Annotated in this window: 16 protein-coding genes and 1 tRNA gene; 5 read left to right on the top strand and 12 right to left on the bottom strand. The window is 72.2% G+C overall.

Features of this window, described 5'->3' with window-relative positions:
• Window positions 1–16 precede the first annotated feature (16 nt).
• The 6 genes from ACIBF7_RS30885 to ACIBF7_RS30860 all read right to left on the bottom strand — a co-directional run bounded on the left by ACIBF7_RS30885 (window position 17) and on the right by ACIBF7_RS30860 (window position 6,923).
• A complete protein-coding gene (locus ACIBF7_RS30885; protein WP_271277191.1) occupies window positions 17–793 on the bottom strand; it encodes a glycosyltransferase family 2 protein in 777 nt (258 codons plus the stop codon).
• Between the two features lie 213 nt (window positions 794–1,006).
• Entirely contained in the window at window positions 1,007–2,131 is a 1,125-nt protein-coding gene (locus ACIBF7_RS30880; RefSeq protein ID WP_148029650.1) for a GNAT family N-acetyltransferase, read from the bottom strand.
• Entirely contained in the window at window positions 2,128–2,550 is a 423-nt protein-coding gene (locus ACIBF7_RS30875) for a hypothetical protein (protein ID WP_246639421.1), read from the bottom strand. Before ACIBF7_RS30875 ends, ACIBF7_RS30880 begins: the two co-directional genes overlap by 4 nt.
• Before the next feature lie 193 nt (window positions 2,551–2,743).
• Window positions 2,744–4,261, bottom strand: a complete 1,518-nt coding sequence (locus ACIBF7_RS30870) for an RNA polymerase sigma factor (protein WP_397198735.1) — start codon at window positions 4,259–4,261, stop codon at window positions 2,744–2,746.
• A gap of 123 nt (window positions 4,262–4,384) precedes the next feature.
• Complete coding sequence (locus tag ACIBF7_RS30865) at window positions 4,385–6,064, bottom strand: substrate-binding domain-containing protein (protein WP_271277649.1); 1,680 nt, start codon at window positions 6,062–6,064, stop codon at window positions 4,385–4,387.
• A 253-nt stretch (window positions 6,065–6,317) separates the two neighbouring features.
• Entirely contained in the window at window positions 6,318–6,923 is a 606-nt protein-coding gene (locus ACIBF7_RS30860; protein WP_397198734.1) for a hypothetical protein, read from the bottom strand.
• Window positions 6,924–7,091: 168 nt separating this feature from the next.
• Here ACIBF7_RS30860 and ACIBF7_RS30855 point away from each other — a divergent pair, with 168 nt between their 5' ends.
• Together ACIBF7_RS30855 and ACIBF7_RS30850 are read left to right on the top strand one after the other, a co-directional pair.
• Entirely contained in the window at window positions 7,092–7,874 is a 783-nt protein-coding gene (locus ACIBF7_RS30855) for a DUF4184 family protein (protein WP_397198733.1), read from the top strand.
• Complete coding sequence (locus ACIBF7_RS30850; RefSeq protein WP_219543815.1) at window positions 7,867–8,676, top strand: RNA methyltransferase; 810 nt, start codon at window positions 7,867–7,869, stop codon at window positions 8,674–8,676. Before ACIBF7_RS30855 ends, ACIBF7_RS30850 begins: the two co-directional genes overlap by 8 nt.
• A 6-nt stretch (window positions 8,677–8,682) precedes the next feature.
• Here ACIBF7_RS30850 and ACIBF7_RS30845 read toward each other — a convergent pair whose 3' ends face one another.
• Together ACIBF7_RS30845 and selD are read right to left on the bottom strand one after the other, a co-directional pair.
• Window positions 8,683–9,456: a hypothetical protein gene (locus ACIBF7_RS30845; protein WP_397198732.1), complete on the bottom strand. Its 774-nt coding sequence runs from the start codon at window positions 9,454–9,456 to the stop codon at window positions 8,683–8,685.
• Between the two features lie 105 nt (window positions 9,457–9,561).
• Entirely contained in the window at window positions 9,562–10,539 is a 978-nt protein-coding gene (gene selD, locus ACIBF7_RS30840; protein WP_148029656.1) for a selenide, water dikinase SelD, read from the bottom strand.
• A gap of 47 nt (window positions 10,540–10,586) precedes the next feature.
• Here selD and selA point away from each other — a divergent pair, with 47 nt between their 5' ends.
• From selA to ACIBF7_RS30825, 3 genes are all read left to right on the top strand, one after another.
• Window positions 10,587–11,888, top strand: a complete 1,302-nt coding sequence (gene selA / locus ACIBF7_RS30835; RefSeq protein ID WP_397198731.1) for an L-seryl-tRNA(Sec) selenium transferase — start codon at window positions 10,587–10,589, stop codon at window positions 11,886–11,888.
• Window positions 11,879–14,050, top strand: coding sequence for a SelB C-terminal domain-containing protein (locus tag ACIBF7_RS30830; RefSeq protein WP_397198730.1), 2,172 nt, complete (start codon window positions 11,879–11,881; stop codon window positions 14,048–14,050). Before selA ends, ACIBF7_RS30830 begins: the two co-directional genes overlap by 10 nt.
• Window positions 14,051–14,060: 10 nt before the next feature.
• Window positions 14,061–14,154 (top strand) — tRNA-Sec (locus ACIBF7_RS30825).
• An 8-nt stretch (window positions 14,155–14,162) separates the two neighbouring features.
• Here the strand turns inward: ACIBF7_RS30825 and ACIBF7_RS30820 are convergent.
• The 4 genes from ACIBF7_RS30820 to ACIBF7_RS30805 all read right to left on the bottom strand — a co-directional run bounded on the left by ACIBF7_RS30820 (window position 14,163) and on the right by ACIBF7_RS30805 (window position 16,660).
• Window positions 14,163–15,221, bottom strand: coding sequence for a hypothetical protein (locus ACIBF7_RS30820; protein WP_397198729.1), 1,059 nt, complete (start codon window positions 15,219–15,221; stop codon window positions 14,163–14,165).
• Complete coding sequence (locus ACIBF7_RS30815) at window positions 15,218–15,721, bottom strand: SigE family RNA polymerase sigma factor (protein ID WP_397198728.1); 504 nt, start codon at window positions 15,719–15,721, stop codon at window positions 15,218–15,220. The genes ACIBF7_RS30820 and ACIBF7_RS30815 overlap by 4 nt, the downstream gene beginning before the upstream one ends.
• Window positions 15,722–15,809: 88 nt before the next feature.
• Window positions 15,810–16,190, bottom strand: a complete 381-nt coding sequence (locus tag ACIBF7_RS30810; protein WP_397198727.1) for a MauE/DoxX family redox-associated membrane protein — start codon at window positions 16,188–16,190, stop codon at window positions 15,810–15,812.
• A complete protein-coding gene (locus ACIBF7_RS30805; protein ID WP_271277640.1) occupies window positions 16,187–16,660 on the bottom strand; it encodes a hypothetical protein in 474 nt (157 codons plus the stop codon). The genes ACIBF7_RS30810 and ACIBF7_RS30805 overlap by 4 nt, the downstream gene beginning before the upstream one ends.
• Window positions 16,661–16,705: the final 45 nt, after the last annotated feature.

Below are 16,705 nucleotides of genomic sequence, written 5' to 3'. Positions count from 1 at the left end.
TCAGGCGTTCGAGCGCTTACGCCACACCCCGGTCCGCGGCTGGGGCGGCGGCCGGCTCGGGCCTGGGCGGCGCGGGCTGGCGACGCCACTCACGCATGATCGTCCTGAGCACGCGCAGGCCGTCGCGTACCACGTGCAGGTTGCTCTCGCCGTGGATGCGGTCGCGCTCGTGGCTGGGCACCTCGTGCACCTTGAGCCCGCCCTTGGCGGCGCGGATGTTCATCAGCGTCTCGACCTCGAAGCCGTCGCAGTCGAGGTCGAGCACGTCGAGGTGACGCGACCAGAAGGCGTTGTAGCCGTAGCAGAGGTCGGTGTACTGGGTGCCGTACATCTTGTTGACGATGCCGGTGAGGACCCTGTTGCCGAAGCGGCGGCTGAAGGTCAGGTCGTCGCTGCCGCCTCCGGAGGCGTAGCGCGAGCCCTTCACGAAGTCGGCCCCGGTCATGAGGGCGCCCACGAACGAGATGATCTCGTGGCCGTCCGTCGAGCCGTCGGCGTCGATCATCACGATGATGTCGCCCGTGCAGGCGGCGAAGCCCTCCGCGAGGGCGTTGCCCTTGCCCTTCCCGGTCTGCGTGACGATCTTGACATTGGGCCGCAGGCGCCGCGCCACGGCCACCGTGTCGTCGACGGAGTTGCCGTCGACGAGCACGATCTCGTCGATCCACTGCGGCAGCGTGGCGAACACATGGGGCAGGTTCTCCGCCTCGTTCATCGCCGGAACTACCACACTCACTGTGGGTGAAATGGCCAAGTGGGGCGTGATCGGCGTGAATCGCTCAATAGGCGGCATCGAACGCAAGGGCATGACGTGGCTCTTGCCGTTGTGCTGGACGGTGTCGGAACTCATGGCGAAGTTGATCCTTCCGGGACCGGCCGCGGCGTGCCGGCGCCAGTGTTTCCCCGGTGCTGAGGGAACGCCTGACGAGACAGGTGGTGCATCGGCCGGTCCAGTGAGGTGCGGGTGGTGCTCGGGTTGTGCTGCTGAAGTGCTGACGGACCGCCACTAGGGCGCTCCCGGCACTTCCTTCGGTACTGCGTTCGGATCGTGCTGGACGGTACTGCGGACCCGCCCGAATCCTTTGAGGACTCGATCGGCTGCCTTATAGAGAGACGGCCGATCCAGCACGATAGTTCGGGCCTTGTTGAAAGGAGTTCGGCCGATCCAGTGGACGGCCGCCGCCGGCGTCGGCCTGGACACGCGCCCCTCGGCGACGTAGAGAGTGCCGCTCTTGAGCCAGTCCTTGTACTCCTTGCCGCCCTTGCCCATGTCGATGATGTGCAGGCCGCTCTTGGCCGCGGCCTCCGCCATCTGCATGTGGTGGACGATGCCGGGGGAGTATCGGGCGTATTCGGTGTCGTACGCGGGGAACCAGCCGACGAGCGTGGTGGCCGTCATCAGCCCGAAATGGCCGGCCACAGGCACGTCTCCCGCGTACAACATGGTGAGCACGCCGGAGAAGTCGGGCGACCTCGAGGCGTGCATCAGACCGGTCAGTTCGACGATCCACGGCTGGGCGAACCTGTCGACCCTGCCGGTGCGCCGGTACTGATCGGACTTCCAGGACAGGAGCGTGCGAAGCTCGGACTCGTCATCGGAGGCCCAGGCGAGCCGGAGCCCGCCGTGTTCCCTGCCGAGCTTGCGCTCCTTGTAGCGGACAGTCTTGAGATTCTTCGGGGAGTTGGCCTTGACCTGGTCGAGCCAGTTGTCGAAGCCGGTGGTGAAGTCCATGACCGGCGCCGGGCGGACGTCGCTCTCGTACGGGGCGAACGTCGGCTGGCCGGCGACCAGGTGGTCGAAGTCGTACACGGTGAGCCTGCACGCGCGCAGGAGCGCGCGGGCGTCGAGCTGCAGATCGGGAGCAGCGATCAAACCATGACAAGTAGTCAGGAATCCGCCGAGAGGCTTACCAATACCGAAATTGTGTCGCTCATAAGGAAAAAATCCGACAATACGGTCTTCGTTCTCAATAACCGCAACCCGTACATAATCCCGCAATTGATCCATGGCGAGCGCGAACTCCACCGACAGGAACGGATTGTCCAGACTCGGGTCGGCCTTCTGGAGCTCCCGCCATCGTGCCCGCTCGGGCCCGCCAAGCTCGCGCGGGCGCACGACGCTGATCTTCACCTTGCCCTGGCCCCCTGTTCGGTCTGCATGTTCTTCCCCCGGTACAACACGCGAAGCACGTACATGAACCCGCCGAGCACGGCGACCGTCGCCACGCCCGCCCGGGGTGACCACGCGTCGAACAGCAGCATGGCCTGGGCCAGCAGCACGTTGATCACGAGGCTCGCGGCGGCTCCTACCGATAGTGCGGCAAGCGGATCACGATCGCGCAACAGGCCGACGACCGCGGTGCCCGGCACGACCAGAAGGAAGAGGGAGATCAGGAACGGCCGCAGAGGCGTGTCGATGTCGAGCAGAGCGATGACCGCCCCCGCTATGCAGGCCAGCGAGAGCAGCCACGTGACCGCTCTGCGGTGCTGCTTGAGCATGCCGTCTCTCTCCCGGTTCTTCGCTTCGAGGTGCGCGGTTGATCGCTCCATGGCATCAATCCATGCGCGCGCGCGTCAACGCCGACGCGTGAGGACCACGTCAGGTTTACCGCAGGTCGCCACTTACCCATGTGGGATTGACCACATGGGTAGGAACCACCTCGGCCTGACACGTTCCCCAGCTACACCAGGATGCCCTATCTGCCACACACGTACCGACTTCGCGTCCGACTTATCGCATTTTTTAACGCGATGACGAACTGGCGGCTTCGGGCACCGGTGTGCCGGTCGGTCCGGCGCTCGCGGTGACGTCGTCGTCGGGCAGCCTGGTGGGGCCTGGCACGGCCGGGTCGTCCCAGCTCAGCGCGCAGGCCGAGCCGCCGCCGTTCGAGGTGATCGTCACCGTTCCGCTGCCCCCTGTGCCGGGATCCTCCACCGTGACCCAGACGACCGCCGTGCCGCCGGGCTTGATCGAGCCCGCGGCCGGGACCACGCCCAGTCCTTCCGACGCCGCGGCCTTCCAGGAGACAGTCCTGTTGCGGGCGCGCAACCCGATCGTGGCGGCGCCGGCCACCTCTTCCGGGCAGGTCGTGGTGAGCCTGGCGGGACGGGCGGCCCGCCGCCGGGTGGGGGTGCTGACGGCCGGGGGCCTGGTGGTCGCCAGGTCGGCGGCGGGCCGCCGCGTCGGCTTCGGCGACGGCATACGCTCGCGCCCGCTCTCGCTCGGGCTCGGGGTGGGGCCGGACTCCTCCTCGGTCTCGACCGGCGGGCTCTCCGGCAGCACGTGTGCGGTGGGCGAGCCCTCGGGCCGCAGGTCCAGCGCGGTCTTGGCGCCCTCGTGGCCGGTCATGGCGACCAGCACGGCCGTGCCGGCCAGCAGCGCCGCGGCCGCCAGCAGCGCCGGCGCGAGCCCGCGCCGCCCGCGCCGCCGCGACCGGCCGGGCGGCACGGGGAAGCCGCCGCGGTCGAAGCCGTCGCCCCGGTCCAGGATCATCGTGCGGGTGTCGCCCAGCGCCGGGTCCGCGCACGTGCCGAGCACCCGCTCGCGCAGGGAGAACGGCGCGTACGCCACCGGGAGCATCTCCAGCAGCCGCGCCGCGGACACCTGCGCGCGCCGCCGCTCGGTGCAGACCTCGCAGCCGCCGATGTGCGCGGCCAGCCGCCGGCGCAGCGGCGGCGTCAGCGGCCCCTCCCACGAGTCCACCAGCGCCGAGAGCTCGGGGCAGTGCGCCCGGCCGGTCCTGGCCAGCACCACCGCCGCGGCCGCGTTCTCCAGCAGGTCGCGCGACCGGCGCAGCCTGCTCGCCGCCTGCCGCGAGGTCAGCCCCAGCACCGAGCCGACCTCGGCGGGCGTGAGCCCGTGCCGCGTCGACAGCTCCAGGATCTCCCGCTCGCTCCTGCGCATCTCGCCCAGCGCCGCCCCGACGAGCTCGGCCAGCTCGTGGTCGTCGGGGTCGTCCAGCGGCGCCGCGGCCCCGCGATGGTGGCCGAGCCTGGCCATCGCCTGGAACCTGACCAGCGCGTACAGCCACGCGCGTAACCTGGCCGGCTCGCGCAGCCGGTCGGCGCACCCCTGCGCGGTCACCACCGCGTCGTGCACCGCGTCGGCCGCGCGCCGGTCGCCCAGGAGCGAGGCGGCGTAGTCGTGCAGCCGGTCGCCGTACGCGTCGTACAGGCGCTCAGGCGCGCCCGGATCGGCGCGCCGCAACGCCGCCACCAGTTCCAGATCGTGGGCGCGGTCGACCGCCGGCCATCCAGGCACCAGTACCTCCCCGCGGGTGACAAGGAATCCCCGGCGTAGAGGACGTCCCTGGCGCCCGGCGGGTTGCCAGGTCGTGCCCAAGTGGCTTAACCAGGTAAAACAGGGGTAGATGTGACGGTTGTGTCAGCCGTCGCAGTTGGGGGAGCAGAGGCGGCGTTCCATGCCCTGGAGGAAGAAGTCGCGCACCTGGAGCGGGTCCTTGGCGATGTAGGCCTCGCCGCCGGTGGCCCGCGCCACCGCGTCCATCTGCCGCTTGCCCGCCTGCGCCTCGGGGCCGAACGCGATCAGCAGGATGCTGACCGGCCGCTCCGGGTTGTAGGTCTCCTTCAGGAACCGCAGGATCTCCGCGTCGCTGACGCCGCCGTCGGGGTCGTCGTTCCCCGCGCCGTCGGTCAGGATCAGCAGCGTGTTGATCCTGTCCCGGGCGTACGTCTTGGTCATCTCGGTGTAGGCGGCCTTGATCGTGTCGTTCAGGCCGGTGTCGCCGGTGGCCTTGGCCTGGACCGAGGCGAGCTCCCTGGCCAGCGCGTCCTTGCGCAGGACGCCGTCGACGCTCTGGGTGAGCGGGCCGACGGAGACGACTTCCTTCCAGTCCTTGCCCTGGCCGTCGAGGTGGGTGGAGAACATCCACACGCCCATCTCGGAGTTCGCCGGGAACAGCGTCAGGCCCTCGGTGGCGATCTTGCTGATGGCCTGCATGCGGGTCAGGTTCGTGCCGGGGACCGGCAGCGCCATCGTGCCGGAGACGTCGAGCAGCGTGAGCAGGCGGGTGCCGAGGTTCAGCCTGGTCCAGGTCTGGCTGACGGTGGCGACGGTCTTGACGTCGGGCTCCGGCAGCGCCTTGGGGGCGGCGGGGACGAAGCCCTTGGCCTCCGACAGCGCCTCGCCCGCCGTGCCGTCGGGGCCGCGGAAGCCCTGCGCGCGCAGCACCTTGAGCGCGGACTCCTTGGCCAGCTCCTGGCGGAAGTCGGCCGCGGCCTTCTGCGTCGCCAGGTCCTTGGTGAGGACGGTGAGCGGATAGTCGAGGCTCAGCGTGCCCTCGGCAGGGTAGAGCGCGACCGCCGGAGTGTCCGGCTTCTTCGTGTTGTGCACGTGGATGGCCTGCTCGGAGCTGACGCCGATGGGCACCTTCCCGCCGGACTTGACCGTGAGGCTGGCGAGCAGCGCGGTCGAGTCGGCCGCCACCTGGCCCGACAGCTCCTTGAGCGCGCCCACCAGCGCCTTGCTCTGGCCCGCCTCCCTGGCCACGCCGGACGCGGCCATCAGGGCCGCCATCCCGGCCGAGCTCTTCTGCGGGTCGAGGGCGACCACGCGCACCTTCTTGCCGGGGCCGTCGGGGTCGGCCACGTTCGCCGCCGCCACCAGGGCGGACCAGCTCGGCTTCAGCGTGCCCTCCAGCTTGGCCGCAGCGGACGCGGCCGTCGCCAGCACGACGGGCGAGGAGGCGATCGAACCGGCGGGCTGGGGCACCTCGACCTGGTCCGACACGCGGCTGCTCAGCTGGCTCAGGATCAGGCTGGAGTCGGGCACCCAGATGTCACCGGCGAACTTGCCCGCCGCGACCGCGCTCGCGGCCTTCGCGGAGGTCTCCTTGGCCACCGTGACCTCGACGCACTTGCTGTCGATCGAGTGCAGGGCCTTGGTGTACGTGCCCGCGATCTTGTTCAGCGCGGGCTGGATGTCCGGGCTCGCCACCACCCGCAGCGGCAGCCTTCCGGCGGAGCAGTCGTGTTCGCGGGTGAAGATGACGAACGCCGCTACGCCGAGCAGCACCGCCAGCGCCACGGCTCCCGCGAGCGGCACCAGGACCCGTCCGCGTCCACGCGCCCGTCTGCGCGCGGAGCGGGAAGATGGGTCCTGGGCTCGGTAGCCGCCGTCGATGTCGTCTGTGCGGTGTCGCCCCACGGTGTCCCTCTTGGTGTTCTTGATCGCCTGGCTGAGCCTGACCTTCCGGAGACCCTGGCGGGTGGTACTCCTCGATACCCGGGGAACGATACTCGGTAGGCTTGCCGGGGCAAAACACCTCTTTTGGTGCAGTAATTACTCAGGGTCGTGTTCAGTGGCAGCACGTGTGACCACGCCAGGCCCGTATCCCTTCGCGTACCGCGACCACGGCGAGGACCAGCGCCACGATCGGATCGACCCACCACAGGCCGAGGGTGTTGAACCAGAGCCCGGCGAGCACGCCCGCGGCCGTCAGACCGCAGATGATGTTCTGGGTGCCCTCGCCCGCGGTCGCCCCGGACGCCAGCCGCACCCCCAGCCGCCGCTTCAGCACGCCCAGCACCGGCATGCTGACCAGGCTCACCGACGTCACCACGATGCCGAGCAGGCTCACCTCCGCGCGGTGGCCGGCGTCCAGGTCATGGCCCACGTGCACGATCAGGTACGGGGCGAGCAGCCAGAAGCTCACCGCCACGGCCCGCCGCGCCCGGAGCTCGGCCGTCTCCGACAGCGTGCGCTCGCCGGTGAACCGCCACACCACGATCAGGCTGGCCAGCGCCTCCACCAGGGCCGACAGCCCCCACCCGATCAGCGCGACCGAGTGCGCGCCGAACCCGGCCGCCAGCCCCAGCGTGCTCTCCACGCCGAGCCAGACGAGCGTGACCAGGGAAAGGGACCGCGCGTTCCGCGCCGCGCGCAGCCATTCGGGCGACGCCATGGGATGTGCATGAACTCGCTGGTCAGACACCTTGAACCCCCGCTTTCGCCGCCGACAGCGTTCCGTGGCGACCTCATCACTGCTCGTGACCCTAGAGGGTGGAGGCGAGGGACGGCCGAACTTCGCGGGTAGTGTCGTGATCAAGGAGCGACTCGTACAGGGGGGCCGGTGCCGTTCACACCCAGCCACATGGCGCTCGTGCTGCCCCTCATCTCGTCGGCCCGCCTGCGCCGCCTCGCCGACCCGTGGGCGCTGGCGCTCGGCGCGATGGTGCCCGACCTGCCGATCTTCCTGCCGTTCCTGCCCGACTACAGCGACTGGCACTCCTGGCAGGGCGTGGTGACGGTGGACCTGGCGGCGATGCTCGTCCTGCTGGTCCTCTTCCACGGCCTGCTCCGCGACCCGCTCCTGGCCCTGCTCCCGCCCGCGCTGGCGGGCCGCGCCGCCACGCTCCGCCCCGCCTGGCCGCAGCTCGCCCGTGGCTTTCCGGCCGTCGTGGCCGGCGGCCTGATCGGTTCGGCCAGCCACGTCGCCTGGGACTCCTTCACCCACTCCACCGGGCCGGGGGAGTGGGGCGCGTGGCTGGCGACCCCGGTGCTCGGCGTGCTGCCGCTGTTCAGGGTCCTGCAGTACACCTCGTCGGCGGTGGGGCTGGTGATCGTCGTGTGGTGGGCCTGGCGCGGCCTGTCCAGGATGGCGCCCGTGCCGGTTCCCGCCGACCTGCGCACCCCCGCGCGGACGCGCTGGACGGTCCTGGCCTGGAGCGCGGCGGGCGTCGTCGCCGGCGCGTTCGCCTGGCCCCGGCTGGACGAACCCAACCCGGTCTTCGGCCTGCCCGGGGTCATCACCAAGGTCGGCGCCGGCACCGTCGTGGGGTTCTGCCTCGTGCTTCTCTGCTACGCGGCCGTCTGGCAGGTCAGACGGCTCATGGCAGTATCGGAACGTGCTTGAGTACGTCACGGACGCCGCCGATCCCCGCCTGACCGACTTCACCAGACTGCGCGACGTCGAGCTGCGCAAGAGCCTGGAGGCCGAGCGCGGCCTGTTCATGGCCGAGGGCGAGAAGGTGATCAGGCGCGCCGTCGGCGCGGGCTACCCGATCCGCTCCGTCCTCACCACCCGCCGCTGGCTCCAGCCGCTCGCCGACGTCCTCGGCGACGCCACCGTGTACGTGGTCAGCGACGAGATCATGACCGCCACCGCCGGCTTCCAGGTCCACCGGGGCGCCCTCGCCTCGATGGCCCGCCTCCCGCTGCCGCCCACCGCCTCGGTCATGGAGTCGGCCGACCGCCTCGTCGTCCTGGAGGACATCGTCGACCACGCCAACGTCGGCGCCGTCTTCCGCTGCGCCGCCGCCCTCGGCGTCGGCGGCGTCATCCTGTCTCCCCGCTGCGCGGATCCGCTCTACCGGCGCGCGGTGAAGGTCTCGATGGGGGCGGTGTTCTCGATCCCGTACGCCCGGATGGACAACTGGTACACCGGCCTGGACGAGCTGCGCGCGGCCGGCTTCCAGACCCTGGCGCTGACCCCCGACCAGTCGGCCACCCCGCTCGACGAGGTCAAGCTGGGTGACCGGGTGGCGTTGCTGCTCGGCGCCGAGGGCGACGGCCTGTCGTCGCGGTGGCTGCACGAGGCGGACGAACCGGTCTGCATCCCGATGAGCCCGGCGGCCATGGACGCGGGCGTGGACTCGCTGAACGTGGTCGCCGCCGCCGCCATCGCCTGTCACGGCCTCATGCGCGGCCGACGGTGACGCCGGTCAGGAGACCTTGGAGGACGACGCCGCCCAGGTGTTGCAGGACTTGGGGTCACCGGTGGCGAAGCCCTGCTTGATCCAGGCACGCACGTTGGCCGTCTTCCCGACCCAGCGCTCCGAGCCGGTGTCGCCCTGGACCAGGCTCAGCAGTTCGCGATAGTCACGCGACGTCCTGCCCTTGAGCGGCCACACGCTCTTCAGGAAAGCCCCGCCGAGGCAGTCGGTCTGCAGACTGGCGCGGCGCGACTGCTCCCGCAGCTCCGTCTTGTTGTCGTAGGGCTCGTCGTTGTAGGCGTCGGTGATGCCGGTGAGCTTCTGGACGTGGTAGCCGTACATGCCGGCCGTGTAGTTGAAGAGCCACAGGTCGTCCGGATCCTCGACCCAGGTCTTGCCCATCTGGACGGCGAGCGTCTCGGTCTTCTCGCAGTACCAGGCCTGCGAGTCGTCCTTGTCCACGTCCAGGCCGCAGTACTTCTTCGGGATCCGGTTGAAGTGCTTGACGCGCATCTTGCCGAAGTCCACCCCGGCCTTCGTCAGGTGCGCGCCCCAGGTCTTGTTGAGGCAGGCGACGACGGCGTCGATATAGGCCCGGGCCTGCTTCTTGTCGCCCGTCCTGATGCGCTTCTCCGCGCACTTCGTACGGGGGAGAGGCCCGGTGGCGTAGAGGTCGTTCTTGGTGAGCTCGGGGCTGTTGATCGGGTCCATGGCGGCGTTGGCCGCGGTGCCGGACAGCGGAAGGGTGATGGTCGCCAGCGCGGCGATCATGAGGGTTTTCACAAGGCGGGACCATAGGGGGGAAGGTGACTTCGGGCAACCGCAATAGATGAAAAGCGATATTTCCGGAATTTTCGGCGTATAACGCTGCCAAAGGCGCCTGCCTGCCTAGCGGATGACGATGGCGTGGTCGCCGCGCGGCACCAGTTCGCCGATGACCGGGGCGCCCGGGATCTCGCCGGCGATCAGCAGGCCGCCCGAGGTCTGGGCGTCCGCGAGCAGGAGCATCGTCTCCTCGTCCGCGCCGCCCGGGTCGACGTGGCCGGCGACCCAGTCCAGGTTGCGGCGGGAACCGCCCGGCACGTACCCCTCGCGCAGGCTCCGGCGGGCGTCGTCCAGGATCGGCACCGCGGCCGCGTCCACCACCGCCGTCACCCCCGAGGCGCGGGCGAGCTTGAACAGGTGACCCAGGAGCCCGAACCCGGTCACGTCGGTGGCGCAGCGCACCCCGGCCTCCAGCGCCGCCCGGCTCGCCGCCGCGTTGAGCGCGGTCATGGTGGCGACGGCGTGCGGGAACACCTCGCCCGTCGCCTTGTGCCGGTTGTTGAGCACGCCCAGGCCGAGCGGCTTGGTGAGCGACAGCGGCACGCCCGCGACCCCGGCGTCGTTGCGCATCAGCCGGTCCGGGTCAGCCAGCCCCGTCACCGCCATGCCGTACTTGGGCTCGACGTCGACCACGCTGTGACCTCCGGCGACGTGGCAGCCGGCGTCCGCCGCGACCTCCGCGGCCCCGCGCAGCACCTCGCGGGCGAGCTCGTACGGGAGAGTCTCGCGGGGCCAGCACAGCAGGTTGATCGCCATCAACGGGCGCCCGCCCATGGCGTAGACGTCCGAGAGCGCGTTGGCCGCCGCGATCCGCCCCCAGTCGAACGGGTCGTCCACCACCGGTGTGAAGAAGTCGGCGGTGCTCACGATCGCCGTCCCGCCCTCGATCCTGACGACGGCCGCGTCGTCACCGCTGTCGAGGCCGACCACGAGATCACCGCCCTGCGGCCGGGCCAGGCCGGCCAGCACGTCCTCCAGCTCTCCGGGAGGGATCTTGCACGCGCAGCCGCCGCCCTGGGCGTATTGGGTGAGCCTCATCATGATCACATCATTGCGCGGATCGCGGGTTTCCGGTATGGCAGATGACCATGACCGATCAACGGCGCCGGATTCCCCGAACGGACGCGGTCCTGGCGGATCCCCGCCTGGCCGAGCTCACCCCCGTCTTCGGCAGGAGCCGGGTGAAGGCCGCGGTCACCGCGGCGCAGCGCCGGGCGCGTGACGGCGAGATCGACCCCGAACTGGTGGCCGAGACCGCGCTGGCGTCGCTGTCGGACGCCGGGCCGCGCCGCGTGATCAACGCCACGGGGGTGGTCGTGCACACCAACCTGGGCCGGGCGCCGCTGTCCGGGCCGGCGCTGGAGGCCGTGCGGGTGGCGGCCGGATCCACCGACGTGGAGCTCGACCTGGTCACCGGACGCAGGGGACGGCGCGGGCGCGGCGCCCTGGCGGCCCTGGCCCAGGCCGTCCCGGCGGCGGAGGCGGTGCACGTCGTCAACAACAACGCGGCCGCCCTCGTCCTCGCGGCGACCGCGCTCGCGTACGGGAAGGAGATCGTCATCAGCCGGGGCGAGCTGGTCGAGATCGGCGCCGGGTTCCGGCTGCCCGAGCTGCTGGAGTCCACCGGCGCCCGGCTGCGGGAGGTCGGCACCACGAACCGCACCACCGTCGCCGACTACCGGGCGGCGATCGGCCCCGTGACCGGGTTCGTGCTGAAGGTCCACCCGTCCAACTACCGCGTCGAAGGCTTCGGGGGGACGCCCGGCGTGGGCGACCTCGCGGGGCTGGGCGTCCCGGTCGTCGGCGACATCGGCTCGGGGCTGCTGCGCCCGGAGCCCGCGCTGCCGGCCGAGCCGGACGCGGCCACCTGGCTGGAGCAGGGCGCCGACCTGGTGACGGCCAGCGGCGACAAGCTGCTCGGCGGCCCTCAGTGCGGGCTCCTGCTCGGCCGGACCGGCCTGGTCGAACGGCTCCGCACCCACCCCCTGGCCCGCGCGCTGCGCGTCGACAAGCTCACCCTCGCCGCCCTGGAGGCCACGCTCACGCACGCCGCCAACCCGACCCGCGCCGCGCTCCTCGCGGACCTGCCCACGCTGCGCCGCCGCGCGGACGAGCTCCTGCTCCTGCTGCACGCGGACGGGGTCAAGGCCGACGCCGTGGACACCGTGGCGGCGGTCGGCGGAGGGGGCGCGCCGGGGGTGGAGCTGCCCAGCGTGGCCGTCACCGTGCCGATCGCGCTCGCCGGCCCGCTGCGGACCGGGACCCCCGCCGTGGTCGGCCGGGCGGCCGCGGACCGCTACCTGCTGGACCTGCGCGCCGTCGCTCCGGACGACGACGGGGACCTCGCGGCGGCGGTGGCGGCCGCCTGGGAGGCGGCGGCATGCGCGTGATCGCCACCGCCGGGCACGTCGACCACGGCAAGTCGACCCTGCTCCGGGCGCTGACCGGGATGGAGCCCGACCGGTGGGAGGAGGAACGCCGCCGCGGCCTCACCCTGGACCTCGGCTTCGTCTGGACCGACGGGCTGGCCTTTGTCGACGTGCCCGGCCACGAACGGTTCATCGGCAACATGCTGTCCGGCGTCGGCCCCGCGCCGGCCGTGCTGTTCGTGGTCGCCGCCGACGACGGCTGGGCCGTGCAGTCGGAGGAGCACCTGCGGATCGTTGACGCGCTCGGCATCACCACCGGGGTTCTCGCGGTCACCCGCGCCGACCTCGCGGACCCGGGTCCTGTCCTGGCCGCCTGCCGGGAACGGCTGCGCGGCACCGGCCTCGACGGGATCCCGGCGGTCGCCGTGAGCGCCGTCCGCGGCGACGGGCTGGCCGAGCTCAGAGCGGCGCTGTCCGCCCTTCCCGAGCCCGAGCCGTCCCCGGACGCCGACGTCCGCCTCTGGATCGACCGGGTGTTCACCGTCGAGGGCCGCGGCACCGTCGTGACCGGGACGCTCGGCGCGGGCACGATCCGCACCGGCGACCGGCTGATGGCCGGCCGCGAGCCCGTCCGCGTCCGCGGCCTGCACAGCCTCGGCACGGCCCGCGACGAGGTCCGCGGCCCGGCCCGGGTCGCGGTCAACCTCCGCGGCGCGGCCACCCCCCGCCGCGGCGACGCCCTCCTCACCCCGGACCGTTGGCTGGAGGTCACTCAGGCCGACGTCCGGCTCTCACCGGCGACCGACGTCCCCCACCACGCCATCTGGCACATCGGCACAACGGCCACCCCCGCCCGCATCCGCCCCCTGACAGCCCCCTCCCCCCGCACCGTCCGTAACCACCCACCCGGAGCGTCCGCCCACGACCTTCAGGACTCGCCGGGAGCGTCCGTCGGCGACGTTCAGGATCACCCGTATGGAGGAGCCGCCCACGACCTCCGGGATCGCCCGTCTGGGGGAGTCGCCCGCGACCTTCAGGGTCATCCGCCGGGATTGGTCGCTCGCGACCTCCGGGATCATTCGCGGGGAGTGTCTGCTGGCGACCTCCGGGACCATCCGCCTGGAACGTCCGCCCGCGACCTTCAGGACTCGCCGGGAGTGGCCGCTCGCGACGTCCGGGACCGCTCGCCTGGAGACCTCGGGCTCGGGCCGGGGGATCGGCTGGCCGCCGACGGCGCGGGGGGCCGTTCGTTCGGGGAGGACCCGGTGCATGTCACGCTGGATCGTGCGTACGGCGGGGAATCGGTGCTCGATCGTGCGTACGGCGGGGACACTGTGCGGGTCACGTTGGAAAGGCCGCTTCCGCTGCGTATCGGTGATCGGGCGTTGCTGCGCGATCCCGGCAGCCGCAGGGTCTGGGGGGTGACCGTACTCGACGTCCGGCCGCCCGCGCTGCGTCGCAGGGGTGCGGCGAGGCGGCGGGCGGAGGAGCTGGCCGCCCTGGACGGCGTTCCCGACGGAGAGGCGGAGCTGCGGCGGCGGGGGATCGCCAGGCTGGACGAGCTGGCCGCCATGGGCGCGCCGGCGACCGCCGAGCCCGTCGCCGGCGCGTGGGTCGCCGATCCCGAGCACTGGGAGTCGCTCAGGGCCCGGCTGGTCGAGGTCGTGACCGCGCACGCCGAGGCCAGCCCGCACGATCCCGGGATGTCGGCCGAGGAGGTCAGGCAGGCGCTGGGCCTGCCCGACCGGTCGCTCGTGGACGCGCTCGCCGAGCGGACGCCGCTCGGCCGCTCCCGGGGACGGCTGACCGCCGCGCCGCCGGAGCTCGCGCCCGGCGTCGAGCGGTTGCGCCGCGACTGGGCCGCCGCGCCGTTCGCCGCCCCCGACGCCGCCAGGCTGGCCGAGCTCGGTCTCGACGGCCGCGACCTGGCCGCGGCGGAGGCCGCCGGACACCTGGTACGGCTCGTGCCCGGCGTCGTCCTGCCCCCGGGCGCACCCGAACGGGCGCTCACCGTGCTGTCCGGCCTGGCCCAGCCGTTCACCGCCGCCGACGCGCGCAAGGCGCTGGGCACGTCCCGCCGGGTGGTCATCCCGCTGCTCGAACACCTGGACAGGACCGGCGCGACCCGCAGGGCCGAGGACGGCTCGCGCCGGATCGCCGGAACGGGCCGCCCGGAGCGCTAAGATCGCGAGCGGAGGCGTCCAGGTGCCTGGTGGCCCTCCCGGTCTTCAAAACCGGTGGCGCCGAGCATCTCGGCGCGGCGGGTTCGATTCCCGTCCGCCTCCGCTGAACAGTTCAGTGCCGGGCCAGGCCCGGGATCGCCGGTTCCGCCTCGCCCGGCAGGTCGCGCAGGACATCACCGCCGGTGGTCAGCAGCCGCAGGCGTCCCCGCTGGTCGGCCGGTGGCTGGACGACCGCGTACCCGTCCCTCGTGGGCCCGAGGGCGTACTGCCCGTCCGGCAGCGGCGTGCGCTCGACGAGCGTGCCGCGCGGATCGAACCGCAGCACGGCGACGCTGTCGCCGGTGTACTCCAGCACGAAGATCCGCTCTCCGCTGACCTGGACGGACAGCCCGTGGTCGGCGTCGGACAGCACCCCGGACCCGGTCGCCGAGAGCGTGCGGGCCGTCCCGCCCACCCGCAGCCGCACCCGCTCGCGCGCGCCGTCGCCGTCCTGCCCGAGCGCCAGGAGGACGAGCTCGCCCGACGGGAGCACGCCGACCGGCTCGTACCCCTCCGGCGGGGTCAGCGGCTCCGTCCGCCCGTCATCGAGACGCACGTCGGTGTACGCGTGCACGTCCCCGCTCGCGTGGTAGCCGAGGATCAGCCTGCGGGAGTCGGCCGACCACGCCCACGGGCTGTAGGCGCTGTCGGCCAGGCCGTCACCGGGCGGGGGGACCCGATGCGCGGTGCCGCCCAGCAGGTCCCTGAGCTCGTAGCCGTCCGGCGTGGGCAGCCCCAGCCAGCGGCCGTCGGGGGACAGCGTGATGTTGCCCTGCGGGTGCACGGTCCGCGCGCCGAGCCCGTAGGTCCGGCCGTCCTCCAGGGTGAGCAGCGTGGGGCAGGAGCTCCGGCACGGCGCGTACACGACCGCGCCGCGGCCCACCGGACCGCTCGAAGGCAGGACCGGGTACCCCGCGCTCGTGGAGACCGCCGGCACCGCCGTGATGGTCTCGGCGGAGCGGGTGAGGTTCTGGTGCAGCCCGAACCCCCCGGCCACGAGCAGGGCCGTCGCCGCCGCGCCGGTCACGGCCCGTACGGTCCTGCGGCGGCGCAGGACTCGCAGGGCGAGGTCCGCGTCCGCGTAGTCGCGCGCGTCGGCTCCTAGCAGGTGGTACGTGTCGCGGAGGTTCATGGGCACACCCTCTCCAGCAGTCGCGGCGCCACCCGGCGCAGGCGGTTGAGCGCGTCGTGCGCGTGCCGCTTGACCGTCCCGACCGAGCAGCCCAGCTGCGCGGCGACCGCCGACTCCGGGAGGTCCTCGTAGAAGCGCAGGTAGAGCACGATCCGCTGCTTGGCCGTGAGCACGCCGAGCGCGCGCCCTAACATGATCTTCAGGTCGGTCTGCGTGGACTGGTCGTGGTGCGGCCCGGAGTCCGGCAGGTCGGCGGTCGGGACGATGGTGAGCCGCCGAGGGCGGCGCCAGGTGCGCAGCTGGTTGAGCATCATCGTGCGCACGTACGCCTCGGGATCGGCCGCGGCGGAGACCCTGCGCCACCGGGTGGCGGCCTTGACCAGCGTCTCCTGCAGCAGGTCCTCCGCCTGGCCGTGGTCGCCGGTGAGCAGGAACGCCGTCCTGGACAGGGCGTGGCCGCGCGCGGCCACGAAGTCGCGGAAACCCTCGGTGTCGATCAATCGGCCCAGCCCTTCAGTCCTGCGGCGTCATAGGAGAGGACTCTCCGCACCCCGCCGGAGGTTGAGGCCGTTCGCGAGATCGTGCCAGTCAGGCCGGGACGGCGAGCAGCAGCAGGCCCAGGGCCAGCACCGCCGCGGCCCTGGCCCAGGTGCGCCAGGACACCGGCTCGCGGACGCCGAAGCACTGGCAGGCCGCCGGCCCGCCCGCGGCGACCAGGTACGTCTGCGCCGCGGTGAAGCCGGCCCCCAGCACCGTCGCCGCCACCCCCGCCACCAGGCCAGGGGCGGGGGAGAACAGCAACGCGGCCGTGCCCACCTCCACGGCCACGACCGCGCCCGCGGCGGCCGTGCCCACCGCGCCCCGCAGCCCGAACGCGCCGAGGCTGTCGCGGAAGCCGCGCGGATCCCGCAGCTTGCCCGCGACGGCCAGGACGAGCACCAGCCCCAGCGCGTACCGGACGACGATCACGCGATCACCATCAGGGCCAGCATCGGGATCACCAGGACCACGAACAGCGGCCGGAGCCTCGGCAGCTCGAAGGAGAAGGCCTTGTCCGCGCTGTTCTTGCTGCGCGCGGCCACGAACGTCAGCAGCATCACGGCCCTGCCGAGCGCGAACCCGGCGCCGGCCAGGAGCGCCTGCTGCCAGGAGGCGAGGAACACGATGGAGATCGCCATGATGTGCGGCAGCGCCGTCGGCGAGTACGTGCGCATGCCCGTGCCCATCTCCATGCCGAACTGCACCGAGCCCCAGAACGGGATCCTGGTGACGAACTGCGGGACGAGCCGCGCGTTCTGCAGGATCGGGAACCGGAGCACGCCGATCTCCTGCAGCAGCAGGACGATCGCCGCGACGACGACCACCACCCGCGCCACGGCGGGCGGGAACGGCACGCGCAGGAGCGAGCCGACCACCACGAAGGCGAACGCGGTGCCCATCGCACCCAAGAAAAGACCGAGGACGAACCCCGAGACGTCAGAGCC

It is taken from the genome of Nonomuraea sp. NPDC050478, from assembly GCF_044458265.1.
Taxonomy (GTDB): Bacteria; Actinomycetota; Actinomycetes; order Streptosporangiales; family Streptosporangiaceae; genus Nonomuraea; species Nonomuraea ferruginea.
The sequence above is the reverse complement of the archived record's forward strand: the minus strand, read 5'-3'. Positions and strand labels throughout refer to the sequence as shown.

Bases quoted from the DNA above. Each gene is read 5' to 3' on its own strand.
- ACIBF7_RS30885 (WP_271277191.1), bottom strand. From the start codon at position 793: ATGCCGCCTATTGAGCGATTCACGCCGATCACGCCCCACTTGGCCATT.
- ACIBF7_RS30805 (WP_271277640.1), bottom strand. From the start codon at position 16,660: ATGGGCACCGCGTTCGCCTTCGTGGTGGTCGGCTCGCTCCTGCGCGTG.
- selA (WP_397198731.1), top strand. From the start codon at position 10,587: ATGACCGATCAACGGCGCCGGATTCCCCGAACGGACGCGGTCCTGGCG.
- ACIBF7_RS30860 (WP_397198734.1), bottom strand. From the start codon at position 6,923: ATGGCGTCGCCCGAATGGCTGCGCGCGGCGCGGAACGCGCGGTCCCTT.
- ACIBF7_RS30820 (WP_397198729.1), bottom strand. From the start codon at position 15,221: ATGAACCTCCGCGACACGTACCACCTGCTAGGAGCCGACGCGCGCGAC.
- ACIBF7_RS30830 (WP_397198730.1), top strand. From the start codon at position 11,879: ATGCGCGTGATCGCCACCGCCGGGCACGTCGACCACGGCAAGTCGACC.
- ACIBF7_RS30875 (WP_246639421.1), bottom strand. From the start codon at position 2,550: ATGGAGCGATCAACCGCGCACCTCGAAGCGAAGAACCGGGAGAGAGAC.
- selD (WP_148029656.1), bottom strand. From the start codon at position 10,539: ATGATGAGGCTCACCCAATACGCCCAGGGCGGCGGCTGCGCGTGCAAG.